General features: G+C 57.1%; 15 protein-coding genes. 4 read left to right on the top strand and 11 right to left on the bottom strand.

The features are described from left to right. Positions 1-24: 24 nt before the first annotated feature. Positions 25-651, bottom strand: coding sequence for a TetR family transcriptional regulator (locus HLUCCO03_RS12130; RefSeq protein WP_027833053.1), 627 nt, complete (start codon positions 649-651; stop codon positions 25-27). A gap of 182 nt (positions 652-833) precedes the next feature. Between HLUCCO03_RS12130 and HLUCCO03_RS12135 the strand changes: the two genes are divergently transcribed. Next, positions 834-1,934: a ferredoxin reductase gene (locus tag HLUCCO03_RS12135; RefSeq protein ID WP_027833054.1), complete on the top strand. Its 1,101-nt coding sequence runs from the start codon at positions 834-836 to the stop codon at positions 1,932-1,934. Between the two features lie 68 nt (positions 1,935-2,002). Next, positions 2,003-3,100 carry an acyl-CoA desaturase gene (locus HLUCCO03_RS12140; protein ID WP_036197689.1) on the top strand — a complete coding sequence of 366 codons (1,098 nt, stop codon included), beginning with the start codon at positions 2,003-2,005 and terminating at the stop codon, positions 3,098-3,100. On the opposite strand, the gene HLUCCO03_RS12145 is transcribed toward HLUCCO03_RS12140, so the two are convergent. From HLUCCO03_RS12145 to HLUCCO03_RS12160, 4 genes are all read right to left on the bottom strand, one after another. Further along, the gene (locus HLUCCO03_RS12145) at positions 3,091-4,935 is read right to left on the bottom strand and encodes a diguanylate cyclase (RefSeq protein ID WP_027833055.1); all 1,845 of its coding nucleotides are present in this window, start codon (positions 4,933-4,935) and stop codon (positions 3,091-3,093) included. The genes HLUCCO03_RS12140 and HLUCCO03_RS12145 overlap by 10 nt on opposite strands. Positions 4,936-5,093: 158 nt before the next feature. Continuing rightward, the gene (locus tag HLUCCO03_RS12150) at positions 5,094-5,531 is read right to left on the bottom strand and encodes an Rrf2 family transcriptional regulator (protein WP_027833056.1); all 438 of its coding nucleotides are present in this window, start codon (positions 5,529-5,531) and stop codon (positions 5,094-5,096) included. Between the two features lie 29 nt (positions 5,532-5,560). Continuing rightward, on the bottom strand, positions 5,561-5,929 hold the full coding sequence (locus HLUCCO03_RS12155) for a YbaN family protein (RefSeq protein WP_027833057.1): 369 nt from the start codon (positions 5,927-5,929) through the stop codon (positions 5,561-5,563). Between the two features lie 52 nt (positions 5,930-5,981). Next, complete coding sequence (locus HLUCCO03_RS12160; RefSeq protein WP_027833058.1) at positions 5,982-6,197, bottom strand: hypothetical protein; 216 nt, start codon at positions 6,195-6,197, stop codon at positions 5,982-5,984. 280 nt (positions 6,198-6,477) lie between these two features. Between HLUCCO03_RS12160 and HLUCCO03_RS12165 the strand changes: the two genes are divergently transcribed. Together HLUCCO03_RS12165 and moaA are read left to right on the top strand one after the other, a co-directional pair. Continuing rightward, positions 6,478-8,760, top strand: a complete 2,283-nt coding sequence (locus HLUCCO03_RS12165) for a nitric-oxide reductase large subunit (RefSeq protein ID WP_027833059.1) — start codon at positions 6,478-6,480, stop codon at positions 8,758-8,760. A gap of 158 nt (positions 8,761-8,918) precedes the next feature. Continuing rightward, positions 8,919-9,911: a GTP 3',8-cyclase MoaA gene (gene moaA / locus HLUCCO03_RS12170; RefSeq protein ID WP_027833060.1), complete on the top strand. Its 993-nt coding sequence runs from the start codon at positions 8,919-8,921 to the stop codon at positions 9,909-9,911. Between the two features lie 192 nt (positions 9,912-10,103). Here the strand turns inward: moaA and HLUCCO03_RS12175 are convergent, their stop codons facing one another. The 6 genes from HLUCCO03_RS12175 to nosR all read right to left on the bottom strand — a co-directional run bounded on the left by HLUCCO03_RS12175 (position 10,104) and on the right by nosR (position 18,023). After that, on the bottom strand, positions 10,104-10,664 hold the full coding sequence (locus tag HLUCCO03_RS12175; RefSeq protein ID WP_036197692.1) for a nitrous oxide reductase accessory protein NosL: 561 nt from the start codon (positions 10,662-10,664) through the stop codon (positions 10,104-10,106). Positions 10,665-10,677: 13 nt separating this feature from the next. Continuing rightward, positions 10,678-11,508 carry an ABC transporter permease subunit gene (locus HLUCCO03_RS12180; RefSeq protein WP_027833062.1) on the bottom strand — a complete coding sequence of 277 codons (831 nt, stop codon included), beginning with the start codon at positions 11,506-11,508 and terminating at the stop codon, positions 10,678-10,680. After that, positions 11,505-12,437 (bottom strand): ABC transporter ATP-binding protein, encoded by a 933-nt coding sequence (locus HLUCCO03_RS12185; protein ID WP_027833063.1) that lies wholly within the window; start codon positions 12,435-12,437, stop codon positions 11,505-11,507. Before HLUCCO03_RS12185 ends, HLUCCO03_RS12180 begins: the two co-directional genes overlap by 4 nt. Continuing rightward, a complete protein-coding gene (locus HLUCCO03_RS12190) occupies positions 12,437-13,702 on the bottom strand; it encodes a nitrous oxide reductase family maturation protein NosD (protein ID WP_027833064.1) in 1,266 nt (421 codons plus the stop codon). Before HLUCCO03_RS12190 ends, HLUCCO03_RS12185 begins: the two co-directional genes overlap by 1 nt. Positions 13,703-13,918: 216 nt before the next feature. Beyond that, positions 13,919-15,808 (bottom strand): TAT-dependent nitrous-oxide reductase, encoded by a 1,890-nt coding sequence (gene nosZ / locus HLUCCO03_RS12195; protein ID WP_027833065.1) that lies wholly within the window; start codon positions 15,806-15,808, stop codon positions 13,919-13,921. Positions 15,809-15,863: 55 nt separating this feature from the next. Further along, the gene (gene nosR, locus HLUCCO03_RS12200; RefSeq protein WP_027833066.1) at positions 15,864-18,023 is read right to left on the bottom strand and encodes a transcriptional regulator NosR; all 2,160 of its coding nucleotides are present in this window, start codon (positions 18,021-18,023) and stop codon (positions 15,864-15,866) included. Positions 18,024-18,082: the final 59 nt, after the last annotated feature.

Raw genomic sequence — 18,082 nt, forward strand, 5'->3', positions numbered from 1 at the left:
GAGAGGCATGCGGGACGATGCCAGTCAGGGCTGGCTTTTCCAGTTAGCAGCACCGACAAAAATCAGCTGCAGGAAGCGGGCGGTTCGCTTTCTGACCTGCTCCTCCTGGTATTCATCATCCGGTGATATGGTCAGGATGTCGGTCAGGCTGAAGGCCACACTGCGCACCACCAGGTCACAGGTCAGGTCCAGGTCGGCATCGCTCAGGTGATCGGCCAGCTTCAGCCGGCGCAGGTCGTTGGCCAGTTCGCTGGCAAAAAATCGCATTTCGCTGCGAATACCTTCCTGCACTGCCCGGCTTTCCCCCGCCAGCCCCTGGGCCATGAACATGAAAAAAGCACGATTGTTCTGGGCGTGGGTAATGAAGATTCCCACGGACTCATCAATCAGCTTGTCCGCCTGCAGGACATTGGCCCGGGCCTCCCGCATCATGCGCCTGAGCACCAGCCCCAGCTCATCCACCAGCTGCAGGCCCAGGTCGTCCATATTGCGGAAATGCCGGTAGAAGGATGTCGGCACCACTCCGGCCTGCCGTGTGACCTCCCGAATGCCCAGGCTGGCAAAGTGCCGGCCCTTGCCCACCAAGGTCAGCGCCGCGTTCATCAGTTTCTCACGGGTTTCCCCCGGCTTGGGTCGTTTTCTCTCTGCCATGGCCCCACGAAAGCTCACATGTTGATTACAAGACAACAAGTGTACACATCCAGTCGAAAAAAATAACCTGAACCTGTCATATTGGGCCAGGATGAAAACACTGATTGCCCGCCCCCCTGCCCAAGTGTACAGTCGTACACATTAGTGAACACTTGTACACATCAGTACACAGGAGCGCGATTATGATAGCCGTACTGGAAAAGTCATCAACACTGCACTGGCTGGGCCGGCAGCTTTTTAACCGGGACGACCCGGCTGCCTTTTTTGATCCCCTGCTGGAGCGGGTCAATCCCATGTGGGTGAAGCAGTACACCCCTGCCCGGGTTGCGGCAATCTATAACGAAACCTCCGATACCAAAACCTTTGTGGTGGCACCTGCCGGGCGCTGGAAAGGTTTCGAGGCCGGCCAGCATGTCAACATCAGCGTGGATATTGATGGCGTGCGCCGCAACCGGACCTTCAGCCTCTCCAGCTCACCATTACAGTGGCAGACCGATGGCACGGTCACCCTGACCATCAAGCGCTTGCCCGGAGGGCTGGTAACCAACTGGATGCACGATCACCTTGAGCCGGGCGCCGTAGTGGGCCTTGGCGACGCCTTCGGAGACTTCCGTATCCCGAATCCCGAGGAGCCGGCCCTGTACATTGCCGGCGGCAGCGGTATTACCCCGGTGTTGAGCCAGCTGGAAACCATGGCGGCGTCGGACTATCGCTCGCCGGTGACGCTGCTCTATTACGTGCGTACCCAGGCGGACATTATCGCCGCCGAGAAACTGCGTGCCCTGGCGGCTCGCTGGCCCGCATTCACGCTGAAGATCTTTACCACCGACGAGTCCGAGCCGCAGTTACTCTGCGAGGATCACCTGGCTGACGTACCCGGCCTGCCTGCCAGACGCTGCTACCTCTGTGGCCCGAAAGGCCTGATGGACCTGGCGAATGACCTTCTGTACCGCAGGGGCATCAGCGAAGACCGGGTTCACAGCACCTTTTTCTCGGCGCCGGCGGCGACGCTGGATACCGACAGCCTTGGTGGCGCCGTGCACTTCGAGCGCAGCAACCTGGATGTCTCATCCGAGGGCGATGCAGTGCTGCTGGAGATCGCCGAAGCGGCAAAGCTGTCACCCCGCTACGGCTGCCGTATGGGTATCTGCCACCAGTGCAGCTGCCGCAAGACCAGCGGCACCGTGGTCAACCGCCTGACCGGAAAAGCCTCCGGGCCGGGTGATGAAAGCATTCAGCTTTGTGTCTCTGTACCCCGCGGGCCGGTGTCCATCGATATCTGACCGGCTCGCCCACAAGGCCTGAACCCATTATTCGCAGAGCCGTCTGACGATTCTGCAAGGAGCACACCATGAAGAAAATGAACGAAACACAGCTCAAAGAACTGGAACAGGATCTGGACACCATCCGTGACCAGGTGCTTGCCGACCTGGGTGAACGGGATGCCCGTTACATCCGAAAAATTGTACGACTGCACCGCACTCTGGAAGTTGGTGGGCGGGTACTGATGCCCTTCGGATTCATTCCGCCAGTGTTTGTGGCCGCCACTGCAGCGCTGGGCATTTCCAAAATCATCGAGAATATGGAAATCGGCCACAACGTCATGCACGGCCAGTACGACTGGATGAACGACCCCTCACTGCATTCGCAGACCTATGAGTGGGACACCGTGTGTACCGGCGATTCCTGGCGCCGCACCCACAACTATGAGCACCACACCTACACCAACATCATCGGCAAGGACCGTGACTACGGCTACGCCCTGTTGCGCCTGAGCGATGACGACAAGTGGAAGCCGGCCCACAGCCTGCAGTTTATCAATTACGTGCTGCTGAGCGTGTTCTTCCAGTGGGGCGTGGGGCTTCACGAACTGGAGTCCGAGCGCATACGCCGGCGGGAAATTTCGGTGCGTGAGAAGATTCCGTTCCTGAAGGATTTTTTCCGTAAAGGTGGCCGCCAGGCCTTCAAGGACTATGTATTCTTTCCACTGGTCACCTTCCCGGTCGCACCGGTGGTACTGGCCGGAAACATCGGCGCCAACCTGATCCGCAACCTGTGGTCATCCACGGTGATTTTCTGTGGCCACTTCACCCAGGATGCGGAAACGTTCACCGAAGAGGAATGCGAAGGCGAGAGCAAGGGGCACTGGTACCTGCGCCAGCTCACCGGTTCGAGCAACTTCACCGGCGGCAAGTGGGTGCATGTGCTCAGTGGCCACCTGAGCTATCAGGTAGAGCATCACATCTTTCCGGACCTGCCGGCCCACCGTTACCCGGAGATCTCGGAACAGGTGCAGGCGGTGTGCAGGAAACATGGCATTCCCTACAACACCGGGACCTTTGCCAAACAATACTCCACAGTTCTGAAGCGGATACTCGGGTATTCACTGCCGGACCGGATGCGGAACAGACTGCTGCCGGAATTCAGTAACCCGGCAACTCAGCCCTGATCGGAGGAAATCTCTCCGGCAGTGGCACTGGCGCAATCCCTGTACTTCAGGGTATTGCGCCCGCCCTGTTTGGCTTCATACAAAGCTTCATCGGCCGCGCCTATCAACTCGGCAGGCTCAAAACGTTGACGCGCGGCCGCTGTGGCCACACCGATGCTCACGGTTACCGGCACCGGTTTGTCGTTCCAGCAAAACCTGAGGGCTTCATCAACCCGGCGGCGGATACGCTCTGCCATACAGCGTGCGCCCTTTGAATCCGTATCGGGAAGAATCACCGCAAACTCCTCCCCTCCATAACGGGCCACAATGTCCGCCCCCCGGTTTACACTGGCAGAAATGGCGTCGGCAATCTTTCTGAGACAGTCATCCCCTGCCTGGTGTCCCAGGGAATCATTCAGGTCCTTGAACCTGTCCACATCAACCATCAGCAGGGACAACGGCCCACTGCGACTGCATCGGGCAGTTTCCTCGCACAGCCGCTCATCGAAATAACGGCGGTTGAATACACCTGTCAGGCCGTCCGTTGAACTGAGGGCCTCCAGTTGGCGGTTCGCCACTTCCAGCTCCGATGTTCGCTCGGAAACCCGCTGCTCCAGGCGGTGTGTCATATCTTCCTGAATCTGCTGGTTCTCCAGCATCAACAGGCGCATCCGGTCAGCCAGTGCCAGCGACAGCAGGATCACCTCGAAGGCAGAACCAATTTGAATCGCATAGTCGGTAACAAAGTTTGCGGGCATCAGGCCAAAGGTCTTCAGGGTATAAAGAATCATCCCTGACAGCAGCGCCGACCAGGCGATCATGAAATAGCGCGCTGGCTTGAAATTCCGGTACAGGCAGATGGCGCCCGCCACCAGGATAAAAAGCACTGAGACAGATGCCATGAATGTGGTCACCCGTATGACCGGCCCATAGTCGGGCCAGAACAGCGAGGCCAGCGCCATTATCGGGAAGAACAGCATGAAGCCCACGAATATCCGCTCCAGCCGCGGAGCGTTTACTTTCAGGGCAAGGAAAGACTTGGAAAAACCAAGGATGCTGAACATTCCCATGGCGATCAGGAATGATATCGCCCGGTTGTTCCACCAGGTGGCCTCGGGCCAGAGATGCTCGAACGAAAGCCCGTTGAGCGTAAACTGGAGAAGCCCATAGAAGACAATGTAGGACACGTACCAGAGGTAGTTCTTGTCTCGGATCGACACGAAAATAAGCAGATTGAAAGCGGCCATGCAGAACAGCAGGCCATAGTAGACTCCCAGGATAAAACGCTCCTGGTGATCCGCCGCGCTGAAGGCTTCGTTTTCCCAGAGGGTCAGCTGCATCTGAACCGCGCCGGACGTGGTGACCCGGAGAAAGACATCGGTGGCCTCTCCCCGGGGGAGATCGAACGAGAAATTGATATTGTGGTGTTTGCGGCCACGGGTTGCGAAAGGTATGGAATCCCCTGCCTGTTGCCGCTCAATTCGACCGTCTTCCCTGAGGAAATACACCTCCATGCGGTCAATTATCGGATAAAGCCCTTCAAGCACCCAGCGCTGATTGGGATTGCTGCGGTTTTCAATCCGGGTATGGAACCAGTATGCAGAGTCGGTAAAACCGAAATTGTAGGCTTCGTCCGGCTGTTCAACAGACGCGATATCCGGCCAGTCCGATAGAATATCCTCAATGCCGTACTCGCCGGAAGCATCTTCGTAGTAGGTAAGATGGCGGGATATGTCCACCCGGTCGCTGTCCCGATCCAGAACCACGGGAAATGGATCCGTGATCCCGCTGCTTGCAGAGGCAACCCCGGGCATAGCCAGCAGAAACAGAAGATTGACAATGACAAACAACCGCAAAGCCGGTCCCCTTTTGTTGTCGTAATCAGGGCTTGGTATTGCGCCTCACTGACTGACAGTCTAGCGGATCCGGCTAAGCGGGAATGCTTAAAGATGTCTCAAAACGGTAAGTTTTTGTTCCCGCCGCAGCTCGTAGGAGACAAGACCTGCGGCGGGAATCAGGCAATCTGCAACAAACGTAGCAACTGGGGGCGATGCTGATCCTGGATGACGTCTGCCAGGGTGTACTTGTCGAGGGTTTCAAGGAAGGCCGTGAGCGCTTCCCCGAGCATGGACTTCAGGCCACACACCGGCGTGATCCGACAGGCATTCTTGGACGAGAAACATTCAACGATGTTGAGATCCTGCTCGGTCTCCCGCACCAGGATTCCGATGTTGATGTCTGCCGGCGCCCTGTGTAAACGCATGCCACCCTTTTTGCCCCGAACGGTCTCTATATAACCCTTCTTGTTGAGCTGGTGTACCACCTTCATCAGGTGATTCTTGGAGATGTCATAGCTGTCGGCAATCTCCTGGATGGTTGCCAGTTCGTCACCCTGCACTGCGAGGTAAATCAGAACGCGCAGGGAATAGTCGGTGTAACGGGTGATATGCATTCATCAACTCCAATACTACAGATGCGTCGTCAGCACGAAGCACGCGTTAAGAGATAACAGGCGAGACCGGAAAACATCAGGCCTGTCACGACCAGCACCACCGGTGCCGCACCAGTGAAAAAAAGTACGGACCAACTCACACAAAGCATCAGACAGGCCAGCCACTTTCCCTTGACAGGGATCGCACGCTTCCGGCGCCAATTGTCTATGGCCGGGCCAAATGTCTCATGGTTTTCCAGCCAGGCCGCAAAAGCCGGTGACCCTTTACTGGCCGACCAGGCAGCAAGCAGAACGAATGGTGTGGTCGGCAACAGGGGCAGGACAACACCGATAGCAGCCAATGCGATACTTGTATACGCAAGGATTCTGAAACCGGTTCTTCCGGACAAGGAATTCATTGGCATCTTCTCTCGAAAGCCACTGCGAGATCTGTCGCTATTCTACCGATAATCAGTGCACAGGTCTTCCCAACTGCTTCAGTGACACCAGCCTGGCGATGTACGCGATCTTGATTCCGGTGGCAAATATCAGGGTTCCGATATGGGCAGCTATCTGTCCTGCAAGCGGCAGGGTACTGGCAAAAGGATAAGCCAGTAATACCGTTGCCAGCAGCCCCACAGTAGAGGTAAGCAAAGCGCTGTTGGCATAACCAAGCAACCTGTCCATTCCTCCTCCTTAACATACATACTTAATATATATTAAAGATAAACCCAATTGCCGGAGATGGCAACACCCTCTGCATCCCTTTCGCAATGACTATTCTGCCTGGCCAGGGTCACCTCAAATAGGTACCCCTAAAGAAAAATGTAAAAGGGTTACATTTATTTTTTATAGATGTATTATTTATGCTTCTTTAATGACAGGGAGACCACTATGAACCTTCATGACCTGACACTGGGCGAGATTGCACGGGACACTATCGATGACTACCGCAGGGGAGCAAACCATGGCTAAATACCGTCGCCTCTGGTTTTTACTGATTGGTATCGTGGGGGTCACCTTCACGCTGCTGGGGTATTTCGGTGCCGAGGTCTACCGCGAAGCACCACCGATTCCCGACAGGGTTGTGTCTGCCAATGGCGACCTGCTGATGACGGAGGAAAGCATTCTCGACGGCCAGACAGCCTGGCAATCCGTCGGCGGTATGCAGCTTGGTTCCATCTGGGGTCACGGGGCCTACCAGGCGCCGGACTGGACGGCGGACTGGCTGCACCGGGAACTGGAAACCTGGCTGGAGATTGCCGCACAGGAAGAGTATGGACGGGACTGGCACAGCCTCAGTGGCCAGGAACAGAATGCCCTGAAGTACGACCTGAAATCCGAGTACCGAGACAACACTTACGACGATGCAACAAGCACCCTGCAACTCTCCGAGCGCAGGACGGCCGCCATTGCCGAAACTGCAGACTATTACAGCAGGCTGTTCAGTGATGCGCCGGAGCTGCAGTCCACCCGCTCAAACTACGCCATGAAGGAGAACACCCTGCCCAGCGCCGAGCGCCGTGAGCAGATGACCGAGTTCTTCTTCTGGACCGCCTGGGCTGCCGCTACCGAGCGCCCCGGCAGCGATGTTACCTACACCAATAACTGGCCCCACGAGCCACTGATCGACAACAAGCCGAGCGCTGAAAACGTGGTCTGGTCACTAATCAGTGTGGTTCTTCTGATTGCCGGTGTGGGCGGCCTGATCTGGGCCTGGGCCTTCCTCCGCAAGGAGGATGAGGAACCGGAAGCTCCCGCCCGGGACCCTCTCAGTTCCGTCGGGCTCACACCTTCCCAGAAAGCATTGGGGAAATACCTGGTGCTGGTGGTCGGGCTGTTTACCTTCCAGGTGATGCTTGGCGGCTTTACCGCCCACTACACTGTGGAAGGCCAGAGCTTCTACGGCATCAACACTTCTGAATGGTTCCCCTACTCCCTGATGCGCACCTGGCACATCCAGGCTGCCATGTTCTGGATCGCTACCGGCTTCCTGGCTGCTGGGCTGTTCCTTGCGCCCATCATCAATGGCGGCAAGGACCCGAAATTCCAGAAACTGGGTGTCGACGTGCTGTTCTGGGCACTGGTGGCTGTGGTGGGCGGATCCTTTATCGGCAACTTCTTCGCCATCAACCAGATCATGCCGGCCAACCTCAGCTTCATGCTCGGCCATCAGGGTTACGAGTACGTGGACCTGGGCCGCCTCTGGCAGATCGGCAAATTCCTGGGCATCGTGTTCTGGCTGGTGCTGATGCTTCGCGGCATTGTTCCCGCCCTGCGCCAGCCCGGCGACAAGAACCTGCTGGCGCTGCTCACCGCATCGGTGGTGGCCATCGGCCTGTTCTATGGTGCCGGGTTCTTCTACGGTGAGCGCACTCATATTTCCATCATGGAATACTGGCGATGGTGGATTGTCCACCTGTGGGTAGAAGGCTTCTTTGAAGTGTTCGCTACCACTGCGCTGGCCTTTATCTTCTGCAGCATGGGCCTTGTGTCCCGCACCGTGGCCACCTCGGCGAGCCTGGCGTCCGCCAGCCTGTTCATGCTCGGCGGTGTACCGGGAACCTTCCATCACCTGTATTTCTCCGGCACCACAACACCGGTAATGGCGGTGGGCGCTACCTTCAGCGCCCTGGAAGTGGTGCCGCTGGTGGTGCTCGGTTACGAGGCCTGGGAGAACTGGAGACTGAAAACCCGCGCGCCCTGGATGGAAAATATCCGTTGGCCGCTGATTTTCTTCGTGGCTGTTGCCTTCTGGAACATGCTGGGCGCAGGGGTACTCGGGTTCATGATCAACCCGCCCATCGCGCTGTATTACATCCAGGGCCTGAACACCACGCCCACCCATGCCCACGCGGCACTGTTCGGTGTCTACGGCTTCCTGGCACTGGGCTTCGCCTTGATGATCCTGCGCTACATCCGGCCGCGAATCGTCTTCGATGAGCGGCTGATGAAAGTGGGCTTCTGGTGGCTGAACATTGGTCTGGTACTGATGCTGTTCACCAGCCTCCTGCCCGTCGGCATCATCCAGTTCGTGGCCAGCGCCAGCGAGGGCCTGTGGTATGCCCGCAGTGAAGCCTTCATGCAGAGCGATATCCTGCAGACCCTGCGCTGGATAAGGACCATTGGCGACGTTGTATTTATCGTTGGTGCCCTGGCTGTCAGCTGGCAGGTGGTGAAAGGGGTGTTCTTCCCGGACCTGGAGCCTGTAGAAACTGCGCCGGAGGGAATAGTGAGCGAGCAGGCGTAATCCGCTTGTGTTTTCGCAACGGGGCCAATTCTGGCCCCGTTTTTGTTTCTCTTGAAGGATTACCCCGCGGGAGGTATCGGAATGATTGATCCATTCTGCGATACTTGGTCTACAATTGACGATAAAACGAACAAGACCGCTGTAACAGGATTATATCCATGCCAGAGAACACGCTGACAGACCGTTTTGGCCGCACCGTGAATTATGTGCGCCTGTCCGTTACCGATCGGTGCGATTTCCGCTGCGTGTATTGCATGGCCGAAGAAATGACGTTCCTGCCCCGCCAGCAAGTGCTGACTCTTGAAGAAATTGCCCGCGTGGCGAGAACGTTTGTATCCGTGGGAACCGAGAAGATCCGGCTGACCGGGGGCGAGCCCCTGGTGCGCAAGGACATTCTCGAGCTGGTCAAAGAGATTGGCAGCTACGGTCTGCGGGATTTTGCCATGACCACGAACGGCAGCCAGCTGCCCACCATGGCAGAGCCCTTGCGCAAGGCCGGGCTCAAGCGCCTGAATATCAGCCTGGATTCCCTGGATGCGGACAGGTTTCACCGCATTACCCGTACCGGTCGGCTGAGCCAGGTGCTGGATGGTATTGATGCTGCCAGAGACGCCGGTTTTGAGGGTATCAAGCTCAATGCGGTGGTCATGAAGGGTGGCAATGATCACGAGGTGCCGGATCTGGTTGAATTTGCCCGCAGGAAGAACGTGGACATTACCTTTATCGAGGAAATGCCGCTGGGTGAAATCTCGGAGCATGATCGCGGCCAGGTGCTATGTACCAGTGACGAGGTGCGGGATATCATTTCCCGGCACCATGAACTGGTGCCCACCCCCGAGGACTCCGGCGGGCCTGCCCGTTATTTCCGGATGCCGGACAGCGACACGCGGGTTGGTTTTATTTCCCCGCACTCCCATAATTTCTGTTCTACCTGTAATCGTGTTCGGGTGACTGTCGAGGGGCGTCTGCTGCTTTGTCTTGGCAATGAGCACTCGGTGGATCTGCGCCGGGTTCTGCGGGGTCATCCGGTGACCGATGACAAGCTGCGTGAAACCATCATCAATGCCATGGATCTGAAGCCTGAGCGGCATCACTTTTCTTCGGATGGTGATGTTCAGATTCTGCGGTTTATGAATATGACTGGCGGCTGAGGGTCTGGCTCGGAGGTAACGCCTGGAGCTTCTGGCCCGGAGTTCACGCCCGGAGCTGCTGACTCGGAGGTGACACCCGGAAGTGGGTGGGCCCTCCGGGATACGCTGTGAATACATCCCTGTACGCTCGACAAAATCATCCATGATTTTGACGATCCCGGAGGGCCCACCCACTCCCGGGCTTATGCGACCTTAGTGTTCGTGGTTGTTCCCCTCTTCATTCATTCCCATGTCTGTATCATGGCCCTGTTCTGCGGTCAGATGCTGCATGGTTACATCTTTGAACTGGACGACGTCTCCCCCGAACTCGCTGGCAAAGTCTTTCGCCGACGTCTCTTCGGCAAACGAGGCCAAAGTCGGCCCCATGGCTCCAGTACGCTCTGACCCCACCACAAAGAAGGCTTCCCGCGCGTCAATCAGAGCGGTGTCTTCCGGGTGTTCCCAGTCCGTTTGTGCCATGTCGTGGACGTAGAGGGTATGGTCGCGTTTGGCGTTTTCGGGTTGGAGTGCCCAGGAGAACATGTCGCGGGTTGAACAGAACTTACGCACCTCCTGCTCCCTGACGGTTATGGCTTCCCCCTTCGGGCCGGGAAAACCGAGGATGACCATGCCGCAGACGTGGCATTCGTCGCCGGATTCGATATGAACCGGGTCGGGCTTTTCGGTGGTCTGTTCTTCGGAGCCGGAGCAACCGGTGAGAAACACGGCCATCAGGGCCGCTGCAGACAATGCTTTGAAACTGACAGTACGCATGAGGATCTCCGGATCAGATTCGGCGGCGGCGGAACAGAGCCCACGCGCCGGCAAGAGGGGTAACAAACCAGAGCACCAGGGCAAACCATAGTCCGGCGGCACCGACGGGCAGGTCTTTTCCGAGGCTCAGTACCCCGCTCAGTTGGGCACCGTCACCGAAGGCGACGATGTTGAGCAGGCGATAGATGTCGGTGGGGTTAAGCATCAGTAGCCATGGCAACAGCTCAGGGCTGAGTTTGCCCTCGCTGGCCACCAGGGTGCCCAGCAGCATCAGGTCGAATACCAGTACAAAGAAGAACCAGATGCCCAGGGCCATGCCTGCGGCTATGGGCTTTTCGCTGACCCGTACACTGATCATGTAGGCCAGTGCGATGAAGCCCCAGCCCAGCAGGATGGAGGAGAGGATAAACCGGAACATGGCCGCTGCCAGGGCGCCAACCCCGACATCTTCCACCAGCAGGGCGATAGCCACACCGGCCACGCCAAAGCCGATCAGCGTGGCGAATGCCAGGGTCAGGCCATGGCCGAGAAACTTTCCGAACAACAGCTGGCCGCGGCTCAGTGGATAGGTCATCAGAAGCAGCAGCGTGCCCCCTTCTTCCTCGCCGACGATGGCGTCATAGGCCAGCAGCAGCGCTATCAGGGGAATCAGGAAAATACCCAGGCTGGCGAGGCTGGCAATGGTTGCAGGGGTAGAAGCGTATCCCACCTGCCCGGAGGCAGCCGCACCAAACCAGGCGATGCCCAGGGCCAGGATGGCAAAAACCAGGGCAATGGCCATCAACCAGCGGTTGCGCAGGCTGTCACTGAGTTCTTTACGGGCGATGGTCCAGATGCTGTTCACTGGGCACCTCCACGATGGGCCAGGCCACCGGAGCCGATAAAGTGCACGTAGATGTCCTCCAGGGTGGGTTGATGAATCCCCAGGTCCTGCACTTCACCGGAGTCCAGCAGGGCCTGGATCAGTGCCATTTTCTCCGACGGCCGTACGTCCACCTGCAGGCGCCCGTTGCCTTTCTTGATCATCAGCCCGTTGCCCGCCGAGGCCCCGGCGATGGCCTGCTCCAGCGCCGTTGTGCCATTGGCCGGTTCGATGGAGAGGGTCACCGGCATATTCGCCTGCCGGCGCAGGGACGCAAGATCGCCCACCGCTTTAACCGCACCATCGGTAAGAATTGCCGCGCGATCAATATAGGGCTCCACACCGGGAAGCACATGGGAACAAAGCACAATGCCGGTTCCCTCGTCCCGTAACTTACGAAGCAATCGATACAGGTCTGCGGTAGCCACCGGGTCCAACCCCACTGTGGGCTCGTCCAGCATCAGCAGTTTCGGTTTCCCCAGCAACGCCTGGGCCAGCCCCAGACGCTGGCGCATGCCTTTGGAATAGGTCTTCACCCGCGCGTTCACGGCATCGCCAAGGCCCACCTGCTCCAGCAACTCCGGCACCTGCTTCAGCGGTGCACCCTTCAGACGGGCAAAGTGGTTCAGAATCTCCCGGCCGGTGAGCTGGGGGTAGAACATCACGTTCTCTGGCAGGTAACCGATATGCTGGGTGACATGGGGGTCCCCGGCCTCGCCATCGAGCACGGAGACCTTGCCCTGATTCGGTGTCATCAAGCCGAGAATCAGCTTGATGCAGGTGGTTTTGCCGGCGCCGTTGTGGCCAAACAGCCCCAGGATTTCCCCGGGCTCCAGGCGCAGATCAACGCCGTTCAGCACCAGGGCCTTGTCGTACCGGTAACTCACATTTTCAAGACGGAAACAGCTCATCAGGACTCCGGTCGTATTGATTCAGGCTGGCTCATCAGCGGGTGTGAATCACTGACACCGGCGGCCTTGACCACAGGAAACGCATCCTGCACCCAGCGCAGGGTATCCACCGCCGGGCTGAACATCAGCACCTTGGCTTCCGGATAGGTCCACAGCAGCCGGTCCACATTGTCATTGGGCTCATAGGCCACATCGCCGATACCATCCTGGTTGCGATCCCATCCCAGGTAATCACTCCAGTAATTGCCCCGCCCCTCCTTCGACCACTCCTGGGTACGGGTGGCCACATACTTCACCTGGCGCTGGTTATCCACGAACGCATTACTGAAGACCTCGTTCTCTTCCGATCCCGCCGTCAGATGAATCCCGATGTTGCTGTCCCTGAACACATTGTTCTCAAAAGTGTTATGCAGCGAGTTATAGATAAACACCGCCTTGCCCTCTGCCCCGGAAATCGAAATACCCGCTGTCTGGCCCTGGGAGACCCCGGTGACCACATTACCCCGCAGCTCGGAATTGGTGATGAAATTCATCAGAATGCCGTAGTTCTCGTCATTCTCGGAGCGGTTGTTGAACACCTTCAGGTACTTGCTCTGCATCAACGCATACCCCGTCCGCGTGCCCCGGGTGACGTTGCCTTCCAGCAGATTGTGCATCGAATACATGTAATGAATGCCGTAACGCAGATCCGTCATCAGATTGTTGCGGATCTCATTGTTATTGGCGGTCTCAATATAAATCGCATCCCGGGTCTGACTGATGTCATTGCCTTCAATCAACGCTCCGGTGGTGTTGAAAAGATGAATGCCATTACCCCGATCCTGAGACCGGATACTCACATCCCCCCGTACCCGGTTATCCCTGACCGTCACATCTTTCGTTGCATCCAGCCAGATCCCGAACGCAGGCCCCGACAGACGGTTCCTTTCAACCACCGCCCCGGAAGCCTCCCTGGCCACAAAAATTCCTGCATCCAGCGTGTTCAGGTCATCCCCCCAGTTACGCACCTCACAACCGGAAAACGTCACCTTCTCCGCCAGAATATCCACAGCGTTACCCTCATTCCCGCCGTCGATCACCGTATCGGCATGACAGGACACCGTCACATCGGGCACGCGAAGATCCAGCGACGAGAGTTTCTCGGGAGGCAACTCAAAGACAGCACCGGGTTCCAGTGCATCAAGCTGTTCCTGCAGATCCGCATTCGCGGTCAGCGATAACAGGGCGACTGTCAGGGCCACTCCATAACGCAAAAGTTGGTACATCAATATCTCTGTCTGAGGTAAAAGTGAGAAGCCGGCACCCAAGGCCGGCAAGCCAAGAGGAGACTGCTTTCCAAAACTGTGCGGAGCCATGGATGGCGGAGCTCAAGCGCCCCATGGACGGGCTTGAGCGTGTTTTGGAAAGCAGTCTCCTCTTGGTTTGCTTCTCCCAAGCCGGAACTCCCTTAGAGGGAGTCCCGGCTCAGAATCAAGCCCAAATCAGGCTTTCTCGACCAACATGCGTCCACCCATCTCCATGTGTAGCGCATGACAGAACCAACTGCAGTAGTACCAGTAAACCCCCGGCTTACCCGCCGTAAAGGTCACCGACGCCGTCTGCTGCGGACTGATCTCCATACTCACACCATGGTTCACCATAACAAACCCGTGAGACACATCCTCAATGGAATCCAGGTTGGTCACATACACCGTAACCTCATCCCCTTCCTTGACCTTGAACTCCGTCGTCCCGTACTGCGGCGCAACAGAAGTCATGTAAACACGCACTTTGTTGCCGTCACGGACCACCTCATTGGCGCCTTCCAGAGTGATACCATCCTTCTCTGCCTGGGCACGGGCGCTGGCGAACGACGGGTCGTCACGATCGTAGATCTTCTTGGTCTTGATCTGATCACGACGAATCAGGATACAGTCGTGAGGCTCCGCAAACGCCGGGCCATCGTGAACCAGCTTCATCTCCTCGCCGGAAATATCAATCAGCTGATCATTCTCCGGATGTAGAGGCCCTACTGGCAGGAAGCGGTCCTTGGAGAACTTGGACAGAACCACCAGCCACTTGCCATCCGCATCGCGGGATTCAGTCAGTGACGCATGGTTGTGCCCTGGCTGATAATGCACATCCAGCTTCTGACGGATGTAATTGGTCTTCTCACCGTTGTAATCCTTGATAGCGTCTGCGATGTTCCACTTACACACCTGGCTGTCGATAAACAGTGTGGTGTAGGCGTTGCCACGGCCATCAAAGGTGGTGTGCAGAGGCCCGAGGCCCAGCTCCGGCTCGGCGACAATGGTGTCACGCAATTCGATCTTGTCATCAAACAGATCATCCAGCTTGTCGATCTGGATAACGGAGCAGGTCGGCGACAGCTTGCCGTTGGCGATGAAGTACTTGCCGTCCGGAGAAGTATTCAGACCATGCGGGTTCTTGGGCACAGGAATGTAGCGGGTGAACTCGGAATCACCGCGGCCGTCCACGACAGGTACCTCGGAATCGCCGATGGTCTTGAACTTACCAGCCTTGACAGCTGCCTCGATACGTTCAACGTTGAACACCACCACCCAGTCTCGATCATTACGCATGGTGCCTTCGAGGGTTGCTGACTTCTCCGAGTTATAGCAAGTAGAGGCTGCGTATTTGCCAGTGTAATCAGCATCCATGTTATCCAGATTACCATCAACGATGACCTGCCAAGCCATCTCCATGGTATCTGCATCGATCGCGTTCCACATGGTGTAGCTGTTTTCCAGGCTGTAATCACTGCCATCATTAGGATGCGGGATCACGAATTCGGCATTGCAGAACACGTACTTGGTGCGCGGCACTTTCTGTAACCGCAGACCGTGAATGGCCTGGACATTGGGGATATGGGTGATTTTATCCGTCTTCATGATGTCGAGGCGGATACGCGCTACCCGGGTATTAGCCTTATCGTTAATAAACAGGTACTTGCCGTCGTAACGCCCGTCTTCCATAGAAATATGAGGGTGGTGACAGTCACCGTTCAGGTAGGTGTTGTCGTGTCCCAATACGTCCTTGCTTTCATTGGTAATACCCCAGCCGGTGGCAGAATCCACGTTGAACACCGGAATGCGCATCAGCTCACGCATCGAGGGCACGCCCAGGACACGAACCTCGCCCTGGTGGCCACCACTCCAGAAACCATAATATTCATCCAGTTCACCGGGGCCCACGTGAACCTTGTTCTGTGCGTCCTTGACCGCAGCGGCCCAGGACTCCCGGGTCATCACGGCGCCACCAAGGCCCGTTGCGCCCACGGCACCAGCCAATGCGGTTGCACCAAGGAATTTACGGCGGCTCAGGCCGCTCTCTTCCGGTGCGCTGCTCTCAAGTTCTTCTCTTTTTTTCATAGCGTCCAACTCCGTTGTTGGTCATGGCGGTATTGCATTTTTTTACTGCTTTTTCTCAGGTCACCTGGGTAACCGGTATCTGTTCCGGATGGCCCGGTGCGTTATGGCCACGGCGTTTGCCACGGCGTTTTACAATCAACGGTGGGCATTTCTTGTCATCGAAGTAGGTCATCTGGCAGTCCAGGCAGTAATGACACTCCTGGTAATTGATGGTGCCGTCAGGGTGAATGGCCTGAACCTCGCATTCGTGTTCGCACAGGCGGCAGGGGTGGCCGCATTCCTTGCGGCGTTTCAGCCAGTCAAATACCCGCAGTTTGGTGGGCAGCGCCAGGGCCGCACCCAGAGGACACATGTAGCGGCAGAAGACCTTGCGGGTGAACAGATTCACCACGATCAACAGCACTGCATAGGTAACGAAGGGCCAGCTGCGGTCGAATCGCAGGGTGATGGCCGTCTTGAAGGGCTCTATTTCAGCCATTTTCTCGGCAGTCGCGAGGGAATCCAGTGAGACGCCAAACAGCACCAGCAGGACGATGTACTTGATGGCCCATAGCCGCTCATGAACAGCAAACGGTACGGTGTACTGGGGCACCTTGAGCTTGCGGGCAATTTCGTTCACCAGTTCCTGTAGTGCGCCGAACGGGCAGAGCCAGCCACAGTAGACGGCCCGTCCCCATAGCAGGACGATACCGGCGACCGTCGCCCAGAGAATGAATATCACCGGGTCAACCAGGAAAGTTTCCCACTGGAATCCACTGATCAGGCTGTTCACAAAGGTCAGCACATTCACGATGGACAGCTGGCCCAGGGCATACCAACCGATGAAAAACAGGGTATAGGTCAGAAATGCATGACGTATCCAGCGGGTTATCTTCGGTTTCTTGACCAGCCAGTCCTGGAAGAACAGGATGAACATGAGCACACCAATACCGATACCCAGAACAATGATCTGGAACTGGCGCTGATACCAGACCTGCACCCACATGGGCTGGGTTTCCAGCCACTCTTCCTCTGTCATTTCAGGTTCTGCCCGGGTGTAATACTGATCCGGCAACTGGTATTCCAGCGGAAACACTTCGAACTCGCTGTCCAGGGGGCCTGTCTGGCGCTTGACCGACAATTCCAGTGACCAGGGTGTCCCTGGATCAAACTCATACTTCTGGCGAATAATGAAGATCGACATTTCAGAAAACTCCGGAATGTCGCTGGCAGCGATGTCGCTCAAGCGGTGATGGTCCAGGTCGCGAAAGTTGAAGGTGTCGCCAAACTGACGCACCTGTATGCGATCAAAAATTCCTCCGCGTACGTAGCCGGATCCTTTGAAGGAATAGTCGCCACTGGCCATGACTGCGATGGCGTGCTCCCCCTCTTCCAGCTCGGACATCAGCCACTTGTACTGGTTTTCGCCCAGCAGATTTTTGCCGATGGTGGGGGCGTTCAGGTAGCCGGTATAAAGGTCAATCAGCGCATCGTCGCGCTCCTCAGGTGCGGCTTCATCAACACCTTCCGCTTCGGTCCCTTTGAACGCGTCGTCCGCCTGACCCCGAGTCACCAATAAACGACGCACTGAACCGTCACCGGTCAGCTCTTCCCAGCTTTTTTCCGTGAATTCTCCGGTGCGGAGTTCCGCCATCGGCGGCCGGGAGCTGCTTCCTCCTTCAACCAGACCCAGCTCGGCGCCGACCCGGTGGGCCGTTTTCATGATGACTTCATTGATGACCATGACCGTAACCGTGGCTCCCGAGAGGCCATCGACAGATACCCGCGTGTCTGACGAGCGGCCACCTACGGTGACTCTCTGGTCAGCCGCCAGCCCGGTGTACTGATCGGTAAATACATCCAGCTTGCTCTCTGGAATGCCGATCAGAAGAATCGGCTCATCGTGGGCAATGACCCTGGTTGCCTTGATGGTGCCCTCGGTATCCAGCACCACAATGGCGTTCAGGGGTTTGCCGGAATAGGCAGGCGTCTGCACAAAGTCCAGGGTCTGATAGGCGTATCCCAGAAGCTCGTCGTCTCGGCGAAGCTCCTGGATTGCGCGGTTATCCTCCCGGGGAGATATGTCGTCCACCGAAGGGAAGGCTTTCTGGATTATCTGCCGGGCAGCCAGCGGCCCATACTTCTCCGGGGATTCGGCCAGCACACCCGTCACCGGGATCAGGCCCAGGCATAAAACTCCGAGAGTCAATATGGCAGCACGCTGAAGAGAACTCACGACACCCCCCTGGGGACACCTGCATGAACGGAACGGTAACAACGGCGAAATACTAGTAT

The organism is Marinobacter sp. HL-58 (assembly GCF_001314605.1).
Classification (GTDB): Bacteria; Pseudomonadota; Gammaproteobacteria; order Pseudomonadales; family Oleiphilaceae; genus Marinobacter.

Excerpts from the sequence above, each read along its gene's own strand:
- HLUCCO03_RS12175 (WP_036197692.1), bottom strand. The coding sequence starts at position 10,664 with ATGCGTACTGTCAGTTTCAAAGCATTGTCTGCAGCGGCCCTGATGGCC.
- HLUCCO03_RS12130 (WP_027833053.1), bottom strand. The coding sequence starts at position 651 with ATGGCAGAGAGAAAACGACCCAAGCCGGGGGAAACCCGTGAGAAACTG.
- HLUCCO03_RS12150 (WP_027833056.1), bottom strand. The coding sequence starts at position 5,531 with ATGCATATCACCCGTTACACCGACTATTCCCTGCGCGTTCTGATTTAC.
- nosZ (WP_027833065.1), bottom strand. The coding sequence starts at position 15,808 with ATGAAAAAAAGAGAAGAACTTGAGAGCAGCGCACCGGAAGAGAGCGGC.
- HLUCCO03_RS12140 (WP_036197689.1), top strand. The coding sequence starts at position 2,003 with ATGAAGAAAATGAACGAAACACAGCTCAAAGAACTGGAACAGGATCTG.
- moaA (WP_027833060.1), top strand. The coding sequence starts at position 8,919 with ATGCCAGAGAACACGCTGACAGACCGTTTTGGCCGCACCGTGAATTAT.
- HLUCCO03_RS12155 (WP_027833057.1), bottom strand. The coding sequence starts at position 5,929 with ATGAATTCCTTGTCCGGAAGAACCGGTTTCAGAATCCTTGCGTATACA.
- HLUCCO03_RS12160 (WP_027833058.1), bottom strand. The coding sequence starts at position 6,197 with ATGGACAGGTTGCTTGGTTATGCCAACAGCGCTTTGCTTACCTCTACT.
- HLUCCO03_RS12165 (WP_027833059.1), top strand. The coding sequence starts at position 6,478 with ATGGCTAAATACCGTCGCCTCTGGTTTTTACTGATTGGTATCGTGGGG.
- HLUCCO03_RS12190 (WP_027833064.1), bottom strand. The coding sequence starts at position 13,702 with ATGTACCAACTTTTGCGTTATGGAGTGGCCCTGACAGTCGCCCTGTTA.
- HLUCCO03_RS12185 (WP_027833063.1), bottom strand. The coding sequence starts at position 12,437 with ATGAGCTGTTTCCGTCTTGAAAATGTGAGTTACCGGTACGACAAGGCC.
- HLUCCO03_RS12135 (WP_027833054.1), top strand. The coding sequence starts at position 834 with ATGATAGCCGTACTGGAAAAGTCATCAACACTGCACTGGCTGGGCCGG.